This window comes from Sphingomonas sp., assembly GCF_042095875.1.
Lineage (GTDB): Bacteria > Pseudomonadota > Alphaproteobacteria > Sphingomonadales > Sphingomonadaceae > Sphingomonas.
In genome coordinates this window covers 1-18,328 of sequence record NZ_JBELMJ010000050.1, presented here as the reverse complement: position 1 = coordinate 18,328, position 18,328 = coordinate 1, and the positions used below count along the sequence as shown (strand labels likewise).

The 18,328-nt window shown below is 69.7% G+C and carries 19 protein-coding genes; 13 read left to right on the top strand and 6 right to left on the bottom strand.

Features of this window, described 5'->3' with window-relative positions:
• The first annotated feature begins 450 nt into the window (after positions 1-450).
• Positions 451-852 carry a hypothetical protein gene (locus ACFDS6_RS14455; RefSeq protein WP_375272799.1) on the top strand — a complete coding sequence of 134 codons (402 nt, stop codon included), beginning with the start codon at positions 451-453 and terminating at the stop codon, positions 850-852.
• 43 nt (positions 853-895) lie between these two features.
• Here ACFDS6_RS14455 and ACFDS6_RS14450 read toward each other — a convergent pair whose 3' ends face one another.
• The 3 genes from ACFDS6_RS14450 to ACFDS6_RS14440 form a co-directional block, all read right to left on the bottom strand.
• Complete coding sequence (locus tag ACFDS6_RS14450; protein ID WP_375272798.1) at positions 896-2,308, bottom strand: Coenzyme F420 hydrogenase/dehydrogenase, beta subunit C-terminal domain; 1,413 nt, start codon at positions 2,306-2,308, stop codon at positions 896-898.
• Positions 2,301-3,371: a polysaccharide pyruvyl transferase family protein gene (locus tag ACFDS6_RS14445; protein WP_375272797.1), complete on the bottom strand. Its 1,071-nt coding sequence runs from the start codon at positions 3,369-3,371 to the stop codon at positions 2,301-2,303. Before ACFDS6_RS14445 ends, ACFDS6_RS14450 begins: the two co-directional genes overlap by 8 nt.
• Before the next feature lie 81 nt (positions 3,372-3,452).
• The gene (locus tag ACFDS6_RS14440) at positions 3,453-4,118 is read right to left on the bottom strand and encodes a nitroreductase (RefSeq protein WP_375272796.1); all 666 of its coding nucleotides are present in this window, start codon (positions 4,116-4,118) and stop codon (positions 3,453-3,455) included.
• Between the two features lie 81 nt (positions 4,119-4,199).
• On the opposite strand from ACFDS6_RS14440, the gene ACFDS6_RS14435 reads away from it, so the two are divergent.
• The 3 genes from ACFDS6_RS14435 (at position 4,200) to ACFDS6_RS14425 (ending at position 7,007) form a co-directional block, all read left to right on the top strand.
• The gene (locus ACFDS6_RS14435) at positions 4,200-5,381 is read left to right on the top strand and encodes an acetyl-CoA C-acetyltransferase (protein ID WP_375272795.1); all 1,182 of its coding nucleotides are present in this window, start codon (positions 4,200-4,202) and stop codon (positions 5,379-5,381) included.
• A gap of 21 nt (positions 5,382-5,402) precedes the next feature.
• Entirely contained in the window at positions 5,403-6,185 is a 783-nt protein-coding gene (locus tag ACFDS6_RS14430) for an SDR family NAD(P)-dependent oxidoreductase (RefSeq protein WP_375272794.1), read from the top strand.
• Between the two features lie 369 nt (positions 6,186-6,554).
• Positions 6,555-7,007 carry an acyl-CoA thioesterase gene (locus tag ACFDS6_RS14425; RefSeq protein WP_375272793.1) on the top strand — a complete coding sequence of 151 codons (453 nt, stop codon included), beginning with the start codon at positions 6,555-6,557 and terminating at the stop codon, positions 7,005-7,007.
• Here ACFDS6_RS14425 and ACFDS6_RS14420 read toward each other — a convergent pair.
• Complete coding sequence (locus tag ACFDS6_RS14420) at positions 7,004-7,819, bottom strand: crotonase/enoyl-CoA hydratase family protein (RefSeq protein WP_375272792.1); 816 nt, start codon at positions 7,817-7,819, stop codon at positions 7,004-7,006. The two genes, ACFDS6_RS14425 and ACFDS6_RS14420, sit on opposite strands and share 4 nt — an antisense overlap.
• 108 nt (positions 7,820-7,927) lie before the next feature.
• Between ACFDS6_RS14420 and ACFDS6_RS14415 the strand changes: the two genes are divergently transcribed.
• Both ACFDS6_RS14415 and ACFDS6_RS14410 read left to right on the top strand, forming a co-directional pair.
• A complete protein-coding gene (locus ACFDS6_RS14415; RefSeq protein WP_375272791.1) occupies positions 7,928-8,407 on the top strand; it encodes a PaaI family thioesterase in 480 nt (159 codons plus the stop codon).
• On the top strand, positions 8,404-8,787 hold the full coding sequence (locus ACFDS6_RS14410; RefSeq protein WP_375272790.1) for a PaaI family thioesterase: 384 nt from the start codon (positions 8,404-8,406) through the stop codon (positions 8,785-8,787). Before ACFDS6_RS14415 ends, ACFDS6_RS14410 begins: the two co-directional genes overlap by 4 nt.
• Before the next feature lie 11 nt (positions 8,788-8,798).
• Here ACFDS6_RS14410 and ACFDS6_RS14405 read toward each other — a convergent pair whose 3' ends face one another.
• Positions 8,799-10,067 carry a PQQ-dependent sugar dehydrogenase gene (locus ACFDS6_RS14405; protein ID WP_375272788.1) on the bottom strand — a complete coding sequence of 423 codons (1,269 nt, stop codon included), beginning with the start codon at positions 10,065-10,067 and terminating at the stop codon, positions 8,799-8,801.
• Positions 10,068-10,266: 199 nt separating this feature from the next.
• Here ACFDS6_RS14405 and rimP point away from each other — a divergent pair, with 199 nt between their 5' ends.
• The 7 genes from rimP (at position 10,267) to ACFDS6_RS14370 (ending at position 17,382) form a co-directional block, all read left to right on the top strand.
• Positions 10,267-10,827 (top strand): ribosome maturation protein RimP, encoded by a 561-nt coding sequence (gene rimP, locus ACFDS6_RS14400; RefSeq protein ID WP_375272800.1) that lies wholly within the window; start codon positions 10,267-10,269, stop codon positions 10,825-10,827.
• A gap of 1 nt (position 10,828) precedes the next feature.
• Positions 10,829-12,475, top strand: a complete 1,647-nt coding sequence (nusA, locus tag ACFDS6_RS14395) for a transcription termination factor NusA (RefSeq protein WP_375272787.1) — start codon at positions 10,829-10,831, stop codon at positions 12,473-12,475.
• Positions 12,475-12,717, top strand: a complete 243-nt coding sequence (locus ACFDS6_RS14390; protein ID WP_375272786.1) for a 4-oxalocrotonate tautomerase family protein — start codon at positions 12,475-12,477, stop codon at positions 12,715-12,717. Before nusA ends, ACFDS6_RS14390 begins: the two co-directional genes overlap by 1 nt.
• Positions 12,698-13,444: a DUF448 domain-containing protein gene (locus tag ACFDS6_RS14385; RefSeq protein ID WP_375272785.1), complete on the top strand. Its 747-nt coding sequence runs from the start codon at positions 12,698-12,700 to the stop codon at positions 13,442-13,444. The genes ACFDS6_RS14390 and ACFDS6_RS14385 overlap by 20 nt, the downstream gene beginning before the upstream one ends.
• Entirely contained in the window at positions 13,441-16,278 is a 2,838-nt protein-coding gene (gene infB / locus ACFDS6_RS14380; protein ID WP_375272784.1) for a translation initiation factor IF-2, read from the top strand. Before ACFDS6_RS14385 ends, infB begins: the two co-directional genes overlap by 4 nt.
• Before the next feature lie 126 nt (positions 16,279-16,404).
• Positions 16,405-16,791 (top strand): 30S ribosome-binding factor RbfA, encoded by a 387-nt coding sequence (rbfA, locus tag ACFDS6_RS14375; protein ID WP_375272783.1) that lies wholly within the window; start codon positions 16,405-16,407, stop codon positions 16,789-16,791.
• Positions 16,792-16,803: 12 nt separating this feature from the next.
• Positions 16,804-17,382, top strand: coding sequence for a thymidine kinase (locus ACFDS6_RS14370; protein ID WP_375272782.1), 579 nt, complete (start codon positions 16,804-16,806; stop codon positions 17,380-17,382).
• Positions 17,383-17,606: 224 nt separating this feature from the next.
• On the opposite strand, the gene ACFDS6_RS14365 is transcribed toward ACFDS6_RS14370, so the two are convergent.
• Positions 17,607-18,328, bottom strand: a 722-nt coding sequence (locus ACFDS6_RS14365; protein WP_375272781.1) for an AAA family ATPase, incomplete at its 5' end; no start/stop codon positions are given.

Below are 18,328 nucleotides of genomic sequence, written 5' to 3'. Positions count from 1 at the left end.
CCTTCAAGGGGCCGGTCTCTAGGTCCAGGTGGATGAAGAAATGGGGGTCACGTCAGCCCCTGCCGCTAGGCAGCGGCAACACCCTCGAGCAATGACAAAACGGGTTCTGATTCGATCGCGATGCGTCAGACTCAGCTCAACCTTATTCCAGTCGAACCGAAATTTGCCAATGATCTGAGTGCCCACATTCGCTATGCGGGGTGCGCCACCGGCGAGCAGTTGACGCAAGTACGGCCAGCGGTCGCGATCAGCTTGCCCGGTTCATACGTCGCGTGCTCGCCTCCATCTGTAAAAAAGCGGTGCTGCGCCGCGCGGTCTTCGCTGTTACGCTAGCCCGTGGACTACGAGATGTACGCACGCCGGAGCGAGACCGTCCTCGTACCTTGCCGCTTGCACGTGGGTTCGACGTGGTGCGATGCCAGCATCCATCAGGTAGCGCCGCGTCTATTGGTGATCTCCAGCACCGGCGCGCTCGAGGTCGGCAGCTACGTCGACATCCGGCGCGGCACCCTGATCATCATCGGCCGCGTGTCGTGGGCACGCGGGGCGCGGTTCGGCATCCGCACGCAGGACAACGTCACTGCCCACGCGCTGGTCAACGAGCCGCGATTGGCGCAGCGCCCAGGTGCGGGCACGGGTGCGAGCAACGCCGTCGAGCGGCGCGGTGCCGGACGCGCGCGGGCGCCGCTGTCGGTCGCCGCGCGTGCGGAACGGAGCCGGCGGCTCTCCTCCGCGCTGCAATTCATCGCGCTGACCGCGGCGACCGGCGGGGGCGCGTACGTGCTGGCGTCGCAACTCCACGTCGCGCTGAGCGAGCCGTTCGCGCGCATCTCGGCCGCACTCGGCGGCTGAAACCCGGGCGACGGCGCACCCTCGCCGGTGCGGCGCGTTCGCGCTAGCCGCGCTTCTCCCAGCGATCGAACCACGTGCCGAGCTTCCCCTGCGACCAGGCGAGCGCCTGGTAGAAGGTGAGCACCGCCTTCGCCGGGCGCAGGTAGACGCCGTGCCAGCCTGTTCGCCGGCCGAGCCGGAACAGCCGGTGGCTCCACCACGCGATGACCGCGCGGGTACGGTACACCAGGCGGCGGCGCGGTGTCAGCGTGCCCGCGCCGGGCGCGACGCGCTTGACCGGCGTGATCCCGCGTCGCCACCACGTCAGCCGATAGGCGAGCCCCTCGCGCCGGTGGCGGAAGCCTGCCGCCTGCGTGCCGACGATGTAATCGGCGTCGACCTCGGTCAGCGCGAGCCGCCCGTCCGCCACCGCGTCAGCGACCAGCGCTGCGAGCTCCGCCGAGCGCACCACCGCGACGTTGCTGCCGCGCCCGTCCGCCGAATAGGGTTCGACCCAGGCGTCGCCGAACGCGATGTCGGCGGTCTCCGCGACCACGTCGTCGCACATGTTGCACGCCGAGTTCTGGAAGAACCCCGCGCCCCAGTCGCCGTCCGCCAGGTGCCACCAATCCTGCGCCCGCGCGCTGCCGTCCGCCATCGTCAGGTGCGCGCGGTACCAGTTCGCCGGCCGCCCAGCGTCCTTGATCCGGTAATCGACGGCGCGCACCTGCTCCACGCTGGTGTCGAGCTGCCAGGCGAAGCTCTCCACCAGCCGCGCGCTCTTCATGTGGCCGCAGAACAGCCCCAGTGTGTGCGTCACCCGCTCGGCGATCACCGGATCGCTGCGGCGGAGCAGCTGCACCGCTTTGATGAAACACGGTATGCCGACGACCGCGTAGCGGCCGGGTGTCGCACGGATCTCGGCGACGATCCCGGCCAGGTCGATCGGATAGTAGCGCGACTTCGCGCCTTCCGCGATCTCGGCGCGGGTGCGCGACAGGCGGTAGCGGAAGAAGCGCGCGCCCTCCCCCGCAGGCTCGGTCGCGACGACGTGCGCGACCGCGTCGACGCAACCGGTGCGCAGCAGCTCGTTGGCGACCCAGCTGACCATCCCGCCCGAGCTGCCGTCGGCGCGGAACGTGTCTTCCGCGACGTGCCCGACCCAGGCGTGCTCGTAGCGCCCGATCCGCGCGTCGGCGTGCGGTGCGGACGGCAGGCGCGCGGCGGCGATCACGTCCTCGTTCGCGGCACTCGGCGAGAACGGGCAGCGCGCGGCGAAGGTGGCGCTGGGCCGGGCGTACCAGTCCGCCGGGCCCGTCGGCTTCAACTGCCCGTACTTGTCCCACGCCATCGTCGCGCGCGGCTCGTCCGCCGCGCACCCACCGCAGCCGATGCACAGCCCCGAGCGGACGATGTCGCGCGGCGCGAGCGTGGGCGGGGCGGGCGTGGGTGCGGCGAGCGCGGGCGCCTCAGCCAAGCGCCACGTCCAGGAACGCGTTCGACTGCGCGCGCAGGCCGGCGATCGCCGCCGCCACGCGCGGCGCCGGCGGCGTGCCGAGCAGGCGGTCGAACGCCGCCGCGTCGCTGTCGGCGGTGACGACGTGCTCGCGCGCGTCGAGCGCGGCGGTCAGGTCGCGCACCTTGTTGAAGCGATACTCGCTCGGCGAGGTGACGAGCGGCTTGCCACCCACCAGCGCGAAGACGCAGCCGTGGAAGAAATTGGTCACCACCGCGCTCGCCCCCGCCATCAATTGCGCGAACTCGAGCGGCCCCGCTTCGATCAGGTGGCGATCGACCCAGTCGTTGCGGTAGCCGAGGCTGACCAGCTCGACGCCGCTGCGTCGGCTCCACGCGGTGACCTGCTGCTGCAACCACGTCGGGAAGACGTGGCCGTAGACGAGCGCGTAGGGCCGCTCCGCCTCGACCGGCGCGGCGCGCGCGACCTCGGGGAATTGCAGGCACGGATCGAGCACCATCGCGGGCTCCTGTTCCAACGCCTCGACCACCAACCGCAGCGCATTGTCGTCGCGCACCGAGATCGCGGTGAAGCGCGCCAGCCGCTCCGCCCACTCCGCCCCGATCCCGTCGCCCGCGTCGTGGTTGCCGAAGCTCGCCGCGTACGAAATCAACCGCGGTGCCTGCACGCCCTCGCCGAAGAAGATCGGCTTGCCGCCGTACCAGGGGTGGCGGAAATTCCACACCTCGTCGCTGCCGACGACCACCGCGTCGTAGCCGTCGAGCGTCTCGGGCTGGTCGAGCCGGAAGCGCGCGCTCTGCGGCAGCGCGTCGAACGCGGCGAGGAACTTGCGCCCCTTCTCCTTGTAGCGCGGCAGGTCCTCTGTCCGCGACCGCTCGGGCAGGCTCGGCTGGAACGCGCAACGCCACTCGGCGCGCGCGACCGCGTCGTCGTGGTGGTCGAGCAGCACCGCGTCGTGCCCGCGCGCGCGCAACCCCTCCACCAGGCAGCGCGCCTGCCAGTAGGAACCGTAGTTGATGCAGCGATGAAAGGTGAGAACGCCGACGCGCAGGGGAGAAACCATCGCCGCCCTCATGGCAGCAAGTGTGTCGTGTTCCAACCGCGTCGGCGCTTGATCGAGGTCAAATTTCTCGCATGCGCGCGATCACGCGCTGATCGTCAGCCACTCCTTCTCGGGCGCGCGCGCCGAGCGGGTCAGATTGGCGGGATCGTCCGTGTCCTCGTACCCGATCGCGACGCCGCAGAACAGCATCCGCTCCGCCGGCGTCGACAGGAACGTCTCAACCGTCTGCGGGAACATCGCCCAGCATTCCTGCGGGCAGGTCGCGAGGCCATGCTCGACTGCGAGCAGCATCAAATTCTGCAGGTACATGCCGAGATCGGCCCATTGCGGCGGCCCCATGCGGCGGTCCACCGTGACGAAATAAGCGGCGGGCGCGCCGAAGAACTGGAAGTTGCGCGCGAACCAGATCGCGCGCGCGCGCTTGTCCTCGCGCGGGATGCCGAGGCGGCCGTACATCTCCTCGCCGATCGCGAAGGTGCGCTGGCGATAAAGGTCGTCCATCTCCTTGGGATAGATGTCGTATCCGGGCGCTTCCTTCTCGCGCCGCGCCAGCTTGTCCGCCATGATCTCCTTCAACCGCCGCATCGTGTCGCCGTGGATCAGGTCGACGTGCCACGGCTGGATGTTGCCGCCGGTCGCCGCGCGCGCGGCCTCGATCGCGATCTGCTTGAGCAAGGCCGGTTCGACCGCGCGATCGAGGTAGCCGCGTACCGAGCGCCTGGCCGCGATCGCCTGTGTCACGTCCATTCGCACCGTCTCCGCTCTTGCCGTTCGCGTCGTTTCGCGTAATCAGGGCGCGAGATAACATCTGTTATGGAGAGGCGGAAGATGGCGGAGGCTTTTATCGTCGATGCGGTGCGCACCGCCGGGGGGCGGCGCGGCGGCAAACTGGCGGGGGTCCACCCGGTCGACCTCGCCGCGCACGTGCTCGACGCGCTGGTGGAGCGGAGCGGCATCCCGCCCGAGGCGATCGACGACGTGGTGATGGGCTGCGTCAGCCAGGGCGGCGAGCAGGCGGGACAAGTCGGGCGCAACGCGGTGCTCGCCTCCAAGAGGCTGCCGCAATCGACTCCGGCGGTGACGATCGACCGCCAGTGCGGCTCGTCGCAGCAGGCGATCCAGTTCGCGGCGCAGGCGGTGATGTCGGGCACGCAGGACGTGGTGATCGCGGCGGGCGTCGAGAGCATGACGCGCGTGCCGATGGGCTCGACCTACAAGCTGTTCTACGACGCCGGGCTCGGCAAGAACAAGTCGCCGGGGCTGGAGGAGAAGTATCCGGGCATCCAGTTCAGCCAGTTCGTCGGCGCGGAGATGATCGCGCGCAAATACGGCTTCTCGCGCGCGGACACCGACGCTTACTCGCTCTCCTCGCACAAGAAGGCGATGGCGGCGAGCGAGGCGGGCCGCTTCGCCGACGAGATCGTCGCGATCGAGATCGAGACGCCCGAGGGCAGCGCGCAGCACGCCCGCGACGAGGGCATCCGCTACGACGCCAGCGCGGAGAGCATGGCGGGGGTCAAATTGCTGTCCGAGAAGGGCGTGCTGACCGCCGCTTCCTCCAGCCAGATCTGCGACGGCGCCTCGGCGGTGCTGATCGCGAGCGGCGAGGCGGTGGAGAAATACGGACTCACGCCGCTGGCGAAGATCGTCAACCTGACCGTCACCGCGGGCGATCCGGTCGTCATGCTGGAGGAGCCGCTGTTCGCGACCGACAAGGCGCTCAGCCGTGCGGGCCTCTCGATCAACGACATCGACCTGTACGAGGTCAACGAGGCGTTCGCGCCGGTGCCGATGGCGTGGCTCAAGCACACCGGCGCCGATCCGGAGAAGCTGAACGTCAACGGCGGCGCGATCGCGCTCGGCCATCCGCTGGGCGCGAGCGGCACCAAGCTGATGGCGACGCTGGTGCACGAGCTCAAGCGCCGCGGCGGGCGGTACGCGCTGCAGACGATGTGCGAGGGCGGCGGCGTCGCCAACGTGACGATTATCGAGCGCGTCGACGCGGCCTGAGACAAAGAGAAAGGGGACATAATGAAACTCGACAACACGATATCGGCGGTCATCACCGGCGGCGCCTCGGGGCTGGGCGAGGCGACCGCGCGCGCGCTGGCGGCGAAGGGCGTCAAGGTCGCGCTGTTCGACCTGAACGCGGACAAGGGCGAGGCCGTCGCGCAGGAGCTGGGCGGCGTGTTCTGCCGCGTCAACGTCACCGACGAGGCGTCGGTCGATGCCGGGTTCGAGAAAGCGCGCGCGGAGAACGGGCAGGAGCGCATCCTGGTCAATTGCGCGGGCACCGGCAACGCGATCAAGACCGCGAGCCGATCGAAGGAAGACGGCTCGATCAAGCACTTCCCGCTCGACGCGTTCAACGCGATCATCCAAATCAACCTGGTCGGCACGTTCCGCTGCATCGCCAAGTCGGCGGCGGGGATGCTGACGCTCGATCCGACCGAGGACGGCGACCGCGGCGTCATCGTCAACACCGCCAGCGTCGCGGCGGAGGACGGGCAGATCGGCCAGGCGGCGTACTCGGCGTCGAAGGGCGGCGTCGTCGGCATGACGCTGCCGATCGCGCGCGACCTGATGGGCGAGGCGATCCGCGTCAACACGATCCTGCCCGGCATCTTCAACACCCCGCTGCTCGCCGCCGCGCCGCAGAACGTGAAGGACGCGCTGTCCGCCTCGGTCCCCTTCCCCAAGCGGCTCGGCAACCCGCCGGAATACGCCGCGCTCGCGCTGCTGATGATCGAGAACGGCTATTTTAATGGCGAGGACGTGCGGCTGGACGGTGGGATCAGGATGGCGCCGCGCTGAAGCGCGGGACCGGCGCACGCTGCGCCGCCCACGCGCGAAGCCGGCCGGCGGGTCGGCCACGCCGAACCCGTCCGACGGCGCGGGACTTGCTCCCGCGCCGGCCCGTGCCGCCCGCCTGTTCGCCTAACCAATCAACTGAAACATTCCCAGCCAGCCAGTGCCCATCCCCTCGTCGCCTCGGACTTAATCCCGGGTCCCGCTTCTTGGACCAGGCAGAAGGCAGCGGGATCCCGGATCAGGTCCGGGATGACGGTGAGATCAGTCGGTCAGGAACCACCCCAGCGGCGACTCCGCAATTAATCAACTAGCCCGCTCCCGCTCACAGCCGGGATGACGAACCAAGCTTCACCCCCCACTCAGAAAGCCGCCATGCCCCGCCCCGCCCCCTACCGCCTCGACCTCGACTCCTACCCGGCGCGCGAAACGGTGCCGACGCGCTACGGGGACCTGGACGCGATGGGGCACATCAACAACGTCGCCTTCGCCGCGCTGTTCGAGACCGCGCGCGTGCGGTTCAACTGGACGCTCGGCCGCTTCAACCGCGACGACGGCTTTCGCGCGGTGGTGGCGATGAACGCGGTCAACTACCTCGCGGAGGGCAGCTTTCCCGCCGACGTCGAGATCGCGACCGGGATCGGCCGGATCGGCACGCGGTCGTGGGAGATCCACGCGGTGATGCACCAGAACGGTTGCGCGATCGCGACCTGCGACACGGTGCTCGTCATGACCGACCCGAAAGAGGGCGGCATCCCCGACGATTTCCGCGCCGCGCTGTCGGGCAAGCTGATGCGCGCGCCCGCGGGCGATCCCGCCCGCGCCTAGTCCTCGAACACCGCCGCGCGCTTCTCCATGTTGGCGCGCACCGCCTCGATCTGCTCGGGGCTGCGGATCAGCGCGAGCTGTTCCTCGCTCTCCGCCAGCAGGATCGCGGCGGCGTCCATGTCGGGCACGGCATTGAAGATACGCTTGGCCGCGCGCACCGCCTTCGGGCTGCGATCCGCGATCTCGCGCGCGATCGCCATCGCGCGGGCGTGCGGGTCGTCGTCGACGTGAGTGACGAGGCCCCAGCCCTGCGCCTCCGCGGCGCTGAACTCGCGGCTGGTGTAGACGAGCTCGCGCAGCACGTCCTCGCGCGCGGTGCCACGCCACAGCACGAAGCCGCCCATGTCGGGCACCAGCCCCCAGTAGGTCTCGCGGATCGCCATGCGGGTCGCCGGATGCGCGACGCGGATGTCGGCGCCCGACAGCAGCTGGAACCCGCCGCCCATCGCGACGCCGTGGATCGCGGCGATCACCGGCACGCCCAGCTCGCGCCAGCCGGTGCAGACATATTGCGCGGTGTTGGCGTGCCCATGAGTCCGCTCGTCCAGCCGCAGCCCCGATCCACCACCCGCCATCGACGCCATGTCGAGCCCGGCGCAGAAGGCGCGCCCCTCGCCCGACAGCACCACCGCGCGCACGCCGCGCATCCCCTTCAACCGCTCGATCGCTTCGATCAGCGCGGCGAACATCGCGGGGTCGAGCGCGTTCATCTTGTCGGCGCGGGTCAGCCGCACGTCGGCGATGCCGTCCGCCAGCGTGATTGAGACGCGGTCGCTGCTGCCCGCGTCGGTCGCGGCGTGCGTGTCGGTCATGTGCGTGCCCCTCGCCCAGTCGTGGCCTGACGGGCTAGCGCGCGCGCCCGTGTCCCGCAACCGGCTTCGAACCTTGCCTGAACGCCCGCGCGGTGTAGGTGACGACGCATGAAATGGGACCCGTTCTCGATGACGCTCGACCAGCTCGACCTCGCCAAGTTCGGCGGGCACGGCGGGCGACTGGGCATCCGCTTCCACGCGCGCGGCGACGACTGGATCGAGCTCGCTCTGCCCTACTCGCCGGCGCTGATCGGCGACGAGCAGAGCGGGGTGATCGCCTCGGGGCCGATCATCGCGATGATGGACATGGCGACCAGCTTCGCGGTGTGGAACGACATACAGGTGTTCGTGCCGCAGGCGACGCTTGATCTCAGGATCGACTATCTGCGCCCCGCGCGCCCCGACCACATTGTGATCGGCCGCGCCGAGTGCCTGCGCGTCGCGCGCTCGATCGCGTTCACGCGCGGCATCGCGCACGACGGCGACCCGGACGATCCGATCGCGCACGTCGCCGCCACCTTCATGATCCCGAGCGGCCAGTACCCCCGCCCGTCGCGCGCCGCCGCCACGAAGGAGCAGCAGGCATGAAGCTGCCCCCCTATGCCGCGGTGCTCGGCGCGGTGCTGGAACAGGCCGAGGACGGCTCGCCCGTCATGGTCATGCCGTTCCACGACGGCGTCGTCGGCCGCCCCGGCTTCCTGCAGGGTGGCGCGATCTCGGGCCTGCTCGAGGTCGCGGCGATCGCCGCGCTCCACCACGCGCTGGCGGAGGAAGGTGGCGCGCGCGTCAAGCCGATCAACGTCACGATCGACTTCATGCGCGGCGGGCGCGACCGCGAGACGCGCGCGGCGGGCACGATCACCCGGCTCGGCACCCGCGTCGCCAACGTCGAGGCGTTCGCGTGGCAGGACGACCGCGCCCGCCCGATCGCGGCGGCGCGGATGAACTATCTGATCGAGCGCGACTGAGCGCGCGCGGCTCAGCGTTTGGGCGTCAGGCGCAGCAGCTTGCCCGCCGCACCCTTGCCGCCGTCCTGGATCACCCAGATCGCGCCGTCGGGCGCCTGCGCCACGTCGCGGATGCGCTCGCCCATGTCCCAGCGCTCCGCCGCGCGCGCCTGATCGCCGTTCACCGCCACGCGCACCAGCGACTTGCTCGACAGGCCGGTGATGAACAGCGATCCGCGATATTGCGGGAACATCGCGCCGGTGTAGGCGATCATGCCGCCGGGCGAGATCACCGGGTTCCACCACGCTACCGGCGCCTGGAACTCGGGGCGCGACGGGTGATCGGGGATCTCGACGCCCGAGTAATTCTCGCCGTTCGACACCAACGGCCAGCCGTAATTCTTGCCCGGCTCGATCAGATTGAGCTCGTCGCCGCCGCGCGGCCCCATCTCCTCTTCCCACAACCGGCCGTCGGGCGCGAAGACGAGGCCATAAGGGTTACGGTGCCCGCTCGACCAGGTCATCGCGCGCGCGCCGCCCGCCTTGTACATCGGGTTGCCCGGCCACGCCTTTCCGTCCGGCGTCAGCCGCACGATCTTGCCCAGCAACTGCTCCGGGTCCTGCGCGGGCGTGAAGCGCTGCCGCTCGCCCGAGGTCAGGAACAGCGACTTGCCGTCGGGCGCGAAGGCGATGATCGCGCCGAACTGCCCGCCCGGCCCGTCCGACCCCGCGCGCCAGATCACGCGCCCGTCGCGCAGTTGCTCGCCGTCCAGCCGCGCGCGCAGCAGCGCTAGGCTCGACCCGCCGTTCGGCCGCGGCTCGGCGTAGGTCAGGTAGATCGTGCGGCTGGTGGCGAAATCGGGCGCGGGCGCGACGTCGAGCAGCCCGCCCTGCCCGCCGCCCGCGACCGCGGGCACCCCAGCGATGTCGGTCACGCGCCCGTCCGACGCGCGGTGCTTGAGCGCGCCCGCCTTCTCGGTGACCAGCAGGCTGGCGTCGGGCAGGAACGCGATCGAGAAGGGCGCGTCGAACTGCCCCATCTCCGCGATCGCGACCGGCGGCTGGGTCGCGGGCGTGTTCGCGCGACCGGTCGTCGCGGGCACGTTGGTCGCGGTCGGCGCGGGTGCGTTCTTGGGCACCGGATCGTTGCTGCCGGCGACCTGCGGGCCTTGCGGTCCCTTCGTCACGTCAGCCGGAGTGACGGTGCTGGCCGCACCCGCCCCTGCCCCCACTTGCCCCTGCGGCTGGGCCGAGCAGGCGGTGGAGGCGAGCAGCGCGGCGGTGAAGGCGATCAGGCGCACGGATTTGTTCCCCATTGGACGTGGTGTCATCAGCAACAAAGGCGAGCCGCGCGGGATTGTTCCGGCCCGGGCATGTCACGAAGCGTTGCCGGCTTGCGAGGGCGCCGCGTTCGGGCTATATCATCCGTGCTTTCTCTTACATCGCGAGGTGCAAGGGGCTGCGGGGCCTGCTCCGCGGCGGCGACAAACGCATGTTCGGATGATCCGCTTGGACGATGTAAACGCCCTTTCTGCCATGATCGCACCCGAGGCCGAGGCGCTCGGTTTCGCGCTGGTGCGCGTGCGCCTGTTCGGCAAGGGTGACGAGCGCACGTTGCAGGTAATGGCCGAGCGTCCCGACACGCGCCAGCTGACGATCGACGATTGCGCCGATCTGTCGCGCCGCATCTCCGACCAGCTTGACGCGGCGGAAGAGGCCGGGCGCGACTATATCGACGGCGCGTACCGGCTTGAGGTATCGAGCCCCGGCATCGACCGCCCGCTCACGCGGCTGCAGGATTTCCAGGACTGGAAGGGGCACGAGGCCCGCATCCACCTGACCGCGCCGGTCGACGGGCGCAAGCAACTGACCGGCGATCTTGTCGGTGTCGAGGACGACCGCATCACGATCGACGTGCGCAAGCACGAGCCGATGACGATCGGGTTCGACCAGGTCGCCGACGCGAAGCTGCTGCTCACCGACCGGCTGATCGCCGCCACCGTCCCGCTCTCGCTCGAGGGCGCGGAAGAAGAAGAATTCGAAGAAGAGGACAGTCAGTAAGATGGCCACGGGCGTCACCGCGAACCGCGCGGAACTGATCGCGATCGCCAATTCGGTCGCGTCGGAGAAGATGATCGACAAGGGCATCGTCATCGAGGCGATGGAGGACGCGATCCAGCGCGCGGCGCGCACGCGCTACGGTCAGGAAATGGACATCCGCGCCAAGCTTGATCCCAACAACGGCGACCTGCGGCTGTGGCGCGTCGTCGAGGTGGTCGAGCAGGTCGATGACATCTACAAGCAGGTCGACCTGAAGGGCGCGCAGAAGCTGCAGGACGGCGCCGAGTTGGGCGACTTCCTGGTCGATCCGCTGCCCCCGATCGAGTTCGGCCGCATCCAGGCGCAGGCCGCCAAGCAGACGATCTTCCAGAAGGTGCGCGATGCCGAGCGCGAGCGCCAGTTCGAGGAGTACAAGGACCGCGCGGGTGAGATCATCACCGGCGTCGTCAAGCGCGTCGAGTTCGGCCACATCGTCGTCGACCTCGGCCGCGCCGAGGGCGTGATCCGCCGCGACGCGCAGATCCCGCGCGAGGTGGTGCGCGTCAACGACCGCATCCGCAGCCTGATCCTGAAGGTGGTGCGCGAGAACCGCGGTCCGCAGATCTTCCTCAGCCGCGCGCATCCCGACTTCATGAAGAAGCTGTTCGCGCAGGAAGTGCCCGAGATCTACGACGGCATCATCGAGATCAAGGCCGCCGCGCGTGATCCGGGCAGCCGCGCGAAGATCGGCGTCATCAGCCACGATTCCTCGATCGATCCGGTCGGCGCGTGCGTCGGCATGAAGGGTAGCCGCGTCCAGGCGGTGGTGCAGGAGATGCAGGGAGAGAAGATCGACATCATCCCCTGGTCGCCCGACACCGCGACCTTCGTCGTCAACGCGTTGCAGCCCGCCAACGTCGCGCGCGTGCTGATCGACGAGGAAGAGGACCGGATCGAGGTGGTCGTGCCCGACGATCAGCTCTCCCTCGCGATCGGTCGCCGCGGCCAGAACGTGCGCCTCGCGTCGCAGCTGACCGCCAAGGCGATCGACATCCTGACCGAGACCGACTCGAGCGAGAAGCGTCAGGCCGAGTTCGTCAAGAACTCGGACACGTTCCAGAACGAGCTCGACGTCGACGAGACGCTGGCGCAGCTGCTGGTGGCCGAGGGCTTCAGCGAGCTGGAGGAAGTCGCCTACGTCGAACTCGACGAACTGGCGGGGATCGAGGGCTTCGACGAGGACCTGGCGCAGGAGCTGCAGAGCCGCGCGCAGGAAGCGCTGGAGCGGCGCGAGACCGCGCAGCGCGAGGAGCGCCAGGCGCTAGGCGTCGAGGACGCGCTCGCCGAGCTGCCCTACATGACCGAGGCGATGCTGGTCACGCTCGGCAAGGCGGGGATCAAGACGCTCGACGATCTCGCCGACCTCGCCACCGACGAGCTGATCGAGAAGAAGCGCCAGGAGCCGCGTCGCCGCAACGACGACGCGCCCAAGCGTCCGGAGCACAAGGGCGGCGTGCTCGGTGCCTATGGCCTGACCGAAGAGCAGGGCAACGAGATGATCATGGCCGCGCGCGCGCATTGGTTCGAGGACGAGCCCGCGGCGGATCAGGCCGACGAGCAGGCCCGCGAGGATGCCGAGCCCGCGGTTCAGGAGGCGGCGCGCGACTAATGCCGTTCGTGTCGATCCGACTCGCAGGCAGTGCGACCAAGGCGCAGAAGGCGGGGATCGTGGCTGACGTCACCTCCTCGCTGGTCGCGCGGCTGGGCAAGAACCCGGCCGCGGTGCAGGTCGTGATCGAGGAAGTGTCGCCTGAGAACTACGGCGCGGGCGGGCAGTTGATCGCCGACCGCGACTCGCCCGCTCCTGCCGCTTCCGACAAGGGAGACGCACATGCGGAACCCCGATCATGAGGCGCCCGTCCCGTCTGAGATAGACGGCCCCACCCGCTCCTGCATCCTGACCCGCGACCGTGCGCCTGCGCACGCGCTGGTGCGGCTGGTGCTCGGCCCCGATAACCAGGTCTACCCCGACGTCCGCGCCAAGGCGCCGGGTCGCGGCGCCTGGATCGGGGTGACGCGCGGCGAGCTAGAAGCCGCCTACGTCAAGGGTCGCCTGCGCGGTGCGCTCGCGCGCGCGTTCAAGTCGAGCGACATGCAGGTCGCGGACACGCTGCCGCAGCAGATCGAGACCGCGCTGGAGAAGAACGCGCTCGACCGGCTCGGGCTGGAGGCGCGCGCCGGTCACCTGCTGACGGGTGCGGAGCGGATCGAGAAGGCGGCGCGCGGCGGCCAGGTGCGCGCGCTCTTCCACGCCGCCGACGCGGGCGAGGACGGCGCGCGCAAGCTCGCGCAGGCGTGGCGCGTCGGCTCCGATCGTGAAGGAAGCGACTTGAAGGGTCTGGTTCTTCCCCTCGCGCGCCCCATATTGTCGTTGGCGCTGGGCCGCGAGAATGTGGTACATATCGGTGTCACCGACCGCGCGGCGGCCGATCGACTGGGCGAGGCGCTCGGTCGCTGGCTGCACTTTATCGGCCCTGATCCTACCCCGGCACCTTGCGAAACGGCCTCGCAAGGCGCATCGGCGCCCGGTCCCGACCGGATGCCTACGGCCGTGACGATGAACGAGGAATTTGAGTGAGCGAGACCGACAACGACAAGCCGAAACTCGGAATGCGTGCACCCCTGGGGCTGAAGCGCACGGTCGAGACCGGCAAGGTGAAGCAGAGCTTCAGCCACGGCCGTAGCAATACGGTGGTGGTCGAGGTGAAGCGTCGCCGCGTGCTCGGTCCGCAAGGCGCGGCCCCTGAGCAGGCGCCCGCGCCCGAACCGACGCCGGCACCCGCCCCCGCGGCACCGCAGGCCGCCGCGCCGCAGCGCGCGCCTGTGAGCAACGAGACCGCGCAGGAGCGCCAGTCACGCCTGCTTCGCGAGGCCGAGGAACAGCGCATGCACGCGCTGGAGGAAACGCGTCGTCGCCAGGAAGGCGAGCGTCAGCAGGCTGCCGAGGCCGAGCGCGCGCGCGCCGACGAGAAGCGCCGCGCCGAGGCCGAGGCGCAGGCGGCACTGACCGCCGCGACGCCCGCACCCGAACCGACGCCCGCGCCGACCCCGGCGCCCGCGCCTGCACCCGAGGAGGCCCCGGCACCGACCGTCGCGACCCCGATGGGTGCGCGCGGCTTCCGTCCGGTGGTGCGCGAGACGCCGCCCGCGCCCGAGCCGACCGCGACGCCAGAAGCCGCGCCCGCCGCGACCCCGGCGCCCGCTCCGGTCGAGGCAGCCGAGCCCGCCCCTACCCCGGCACCCGCTCCTGCCCCGACGCCCGCACCCGCGGCGCGTCCGACGGTGGAGCTCGCCCGCGATCCCGCGATGCCCGCGCCGCGCCGCTTCTCGCCGGTCGCGCGTCCCGAGATCCCCAAGCCGCAGCCCAAGCCCGAGCCGAAGCCTGCGGCCGCTGCTGCTACCCCGCAGGCCGGCGCGAGCGCTGGCGGCAACGCCGCGCGTCCGATGCCCGCCGGCACGATGGCCTCGCGCACCGCGCCGCCGTCGCGCCCGCAGCAGCGCGACCGCAAGTCGGACGAGCGCCGCGGCGGCAAGCTGACCGTCAACCGCGCGTTGAACGAGGACGGCGCCCGCGCGCGCAGCCTCGCCGCGCTGAAGCGCGCGCGCGAGAAGGAGAAGCGCGGCTTCGGCGGCCCGCGCGAGCCGCAGGCCAAGCAGGTCCGCGACGTGCAGGTGCCCGAGGTCATCACGGTGCAGGAGCTCGCCAACCGCATGGCGGAGCGCGGCGCCGACCTGGTCAAGGCACTGTTCAAGATGGGCATGCCCGTCACGATGACGCAGTCGATCGATCAGGACACCGCCGAGCTCCTGGTGACCGAGTTCGGTCACAACATCGTGCGCGTGTCTGACTCGGACATCGATCTCGCGCTCGACACCGCGCCGGATGCCGACGACGATCTGAAGCCGCGTCCGCCGGTGGTCACGATCATGGGCCACGTCGACCACGGCAAGACCAGCTTGCTCGACGCGCTGCGCGGCACCGACGTGGTGCGCGGTGAGGCCGGCGGCATCACGCAGCACATCGGCGCGTACCAGGTGACGCTCAAGGACAAGTCCAAGGTCACCTTCCTCGACACCCCGGGCCACGAGGCGTTCACCGCCATGCGCGCGCGCGGTGCCGATGTGACCGACATCGTCGTGCTGGTGGTCGCGGCCGACGACGGGCTGATGCCGCAGACGATCGAGGCAATCAACCACACCAAGGCGGCGGGCAAGCCGATGATCGTCGCGATCAACAAGGTCGACAAGCACGACGCCAACCCGCAGCGCGTGCGCGAGCGGCTGCTCGAGCACGACGTGCAGGTCGAGGAGATGGGCGGCGAGACGCAGGACGTCGAAGTCTCCGCAATCAAGAAGACCGGGCTCGACGACCTGATCGAGAAGATCCAGCTCCAGGCCGAGCTGCTCGAACTGCGCGCCAACCCCGATCGCGACGCCGAGGGCAGCGTGGTTGAGGCGAAGCTCGACAAGGGCCGCGGTCCGGTCGCGACCGTGCTCGTCACCCGCGGCACGCTCAAGGTCGGCGACGTGTTCGTCGTCGGCGCGGAGAGCGGCAAGGTCCGCGCGATCGTCGACGACAAGGGGCGCCAGCTCAAGGTCGCGGGTCCGTCGATGCCGGTCGAGGTGCTCGGCATTACCGGCACGCCGTCGGCGGGCGACCAGATGCAGGTGGTCGAGAACGAGCAGCGCGCGCGCGAGGTGGCGGAATATCGCCAGGGCGTGCTGACGCAGAAGCGCACCACCACCGCGCCCGCCAGCCTGGAGAGCATGTTCTCCGCGCTCGCCGCGAACAAGGCGATCGAGTATCCGCTGGTCGTCAAGGCGGACACGCAGGGGACGGTCGAGGCGATCGTCGCGTCGATCAACAAGATCTCGACCGACCTGATCCGCGCGCGCGTGCTCCACTCGGGCGTCGGCGGCATCACCGAGAGCGACGTGACGCTCGCGGGTGCCAGTGGCGCGCCGATCATCGGCTTCAACGTCCGCGCCAACGCCAAGGCGCGCGAGATCGCCGAGCGGCAGAAGGTGGCGTTGAAGTATTACGACGTCATCTACGACCTGATCGACGAGATTCGCGCCGGCATGGCGGGCGAGCTCGGACCGGAGGCGTTCGAGACGGTGGTCGGTCGCGCCGAGATCCGCGAGGTCTTCTCGGCCGGCAAGCACGGTCGCGCGGCGGGTCTGCTCGTCACCGACGGCGTCATCCGCAAGTCGCTCAAGGCGCGCATCACGCGTCAGGATGTCATCATCTACCAGGGCGAGATCGCGTCGCTTCGTCGCTTCAAGGACGACGTGGCGGAGGTTCGCGCCGGTCTGGAATGCGGTGTCACGTTCACGCAGAACTTCACCGACATCAAGGCAGGCGATTACCTCGAGACCTACGAGGTCGAGCTGCGCGAGCGCACGCTCTGATAAGCATAAAACCCTCTCCCCCGCGGGGAGAGAGTTGGGTGAGGGGCTGAGCTACGCGCCGCCCTCTATGAGGTTTCTACCCCTCACCCCGCCCCTCTCCCCAGGGGGGAGAGGGAGTTTTTGCAGATGAACAAAGAACCGCAGGAAAAATCCGTCCGCACGCTGCGCGTCGGCGAGCAGGTGCGCCACGTCCTGTCCGAGATCCTCCAGCGCGGCGACGTGCACGACGAGACGCTGGCGAAGCACATGGTCAGCGTCACCGAAGTGCGCATGTCGCCCGACCTGCGCCACGCCACCGTGTTCGTGAAGCCGCTGCTCGGCCGCGACGAGGAGGCGGTGCTGAAGGCGCTGCGCACCAATACCGCCTATCTCCAGCGCGAGGTCGCGCACCGCGTGCAGAACAAATACGCCGCGAAGCTGAAGTTCCTGGCCGACGAGAGTTTCGACGCGGGCAGTCATATCGACGCGCTGCTGCGTCGCCCGGAAGTCGCGCGCGACCTCGACGCCGAATAACGCGGGGCGGCGGTGGCCAAACTATATTTCTACTACGCCAGCATGAACGCGGGCAAGTCGACCAACCTGCTCCAGGCCGACTTCAACTACCGCGAGCGCGGCATGGCGACGATGCTGTTCACCGCCGCGATCGATGACCGCTTCGCCGCGGGCACGATCACCTCGCGCATCGGCCTGTCCGCCCCCGCCACCCCATTCGACGCCGCCACCGACATCGCCGCCGAGGTCGCCGGACAGCACGCCCGCGCGCCGGTCTCGTGCGTGCTGGTGGACGAGGCGCAGTTCCTCACCGACGCGCAGGTCGATCAACTCGCCTGGCTCGCCGACACGCTCGGCGTGCCGGTGCTCGCCTACGGCCTGCGCACCGACTTCCAGGGACAGCTCTTCCCCGGCTCCGCGCGCCTGCTCGCGCTCGCCGACTCGCTGGTCGAGATCAAGTCGGTCTGCGCGTGCGGGCGCAAGGCGACGATGAACCTGCGCGTCGACGACGCCGGCCGCCCGATCGCGCAGGGCAGGCAAACCGAGATCGGCGGCAACGACCGCTACGTCGCGCTGTGCCGCCGCCACTTCAGCGAGGCGCTCGCCAGCTGAACTGCGGGCGGGCCTGCATCGCCGAGCCCGCTCGGCACGACCCATCTCCCCATCCACTCGTCACCCCGGACCTGATCCGGGGTCCCGCTTCTTCTCAGCGGCGGTGACAGATAGAAGCGGGATCCCGGCTCAACGCCGGGGCGACGCAAACGGGGCGATCCAACGAAAGAAAACCCCGGCCAGTCACCCGGCCGAGGCTCGTCCCGTTCAACGCTCATCGCGGCTCACGCCTTGACGGTCGCCCTCTTGCCGCCCTTCTTCTTGGGCTTGGGTGCCGCCGGCTCAATCGTGAAGGCGAGTGCATTGTCCTTGAGCTTGACCGTCACCTCGCCGCCGTGGACCAGCTTGCCGAACAGCAGTTCCTCGGCGAGCGGCTGCTTGATCTTCTCCTGGATCAACCGGCCCATCGGGCGCGCACCGTAGAGCTTGTCGTAGCCCTTGTCGGTCAGCCACTTCTTCGCCTCGTCGTCCAGCTTGATGTGGACGTCGCGGTCGGCGAGCTGGAGTTCCAGCTGGAGGATGAACTTGTCCACCACCCGCGCCACGACCTCGGGCGGCAGGTAACCGAACGCCACGATCGCATCCAGCCGGTTGCGGAACTCGGGCGTGAACATCCGCTGCACCGCCTGCTCGTCCTCGCCCTCGCGCGTCAGGTTGCCGAAGCCGACCGTCTCGCGCGCCATGTCGCTCGCGCCCGCGTTGGTCGTCATGATCAGGATGACGTTGCGGAAGTCGACCGTCTTGCCGTGCTGGTCGGTCAGCCGCCCGTTGTCCATCACCTGCAGCAGAATGTTGAACAGGTCCGGGTGCGCCTTCTCGATCTCGTCGAGCAGCAGTACGCAGTGCGGGTTCTGGTCGACCGCGTCGGTCAACAGGCCGCCCTGGTCGAACCCGACGTAGCCCGGGGGCGCACCGATCAGCCGGCTGACCGAGTGCCGCTCCATAT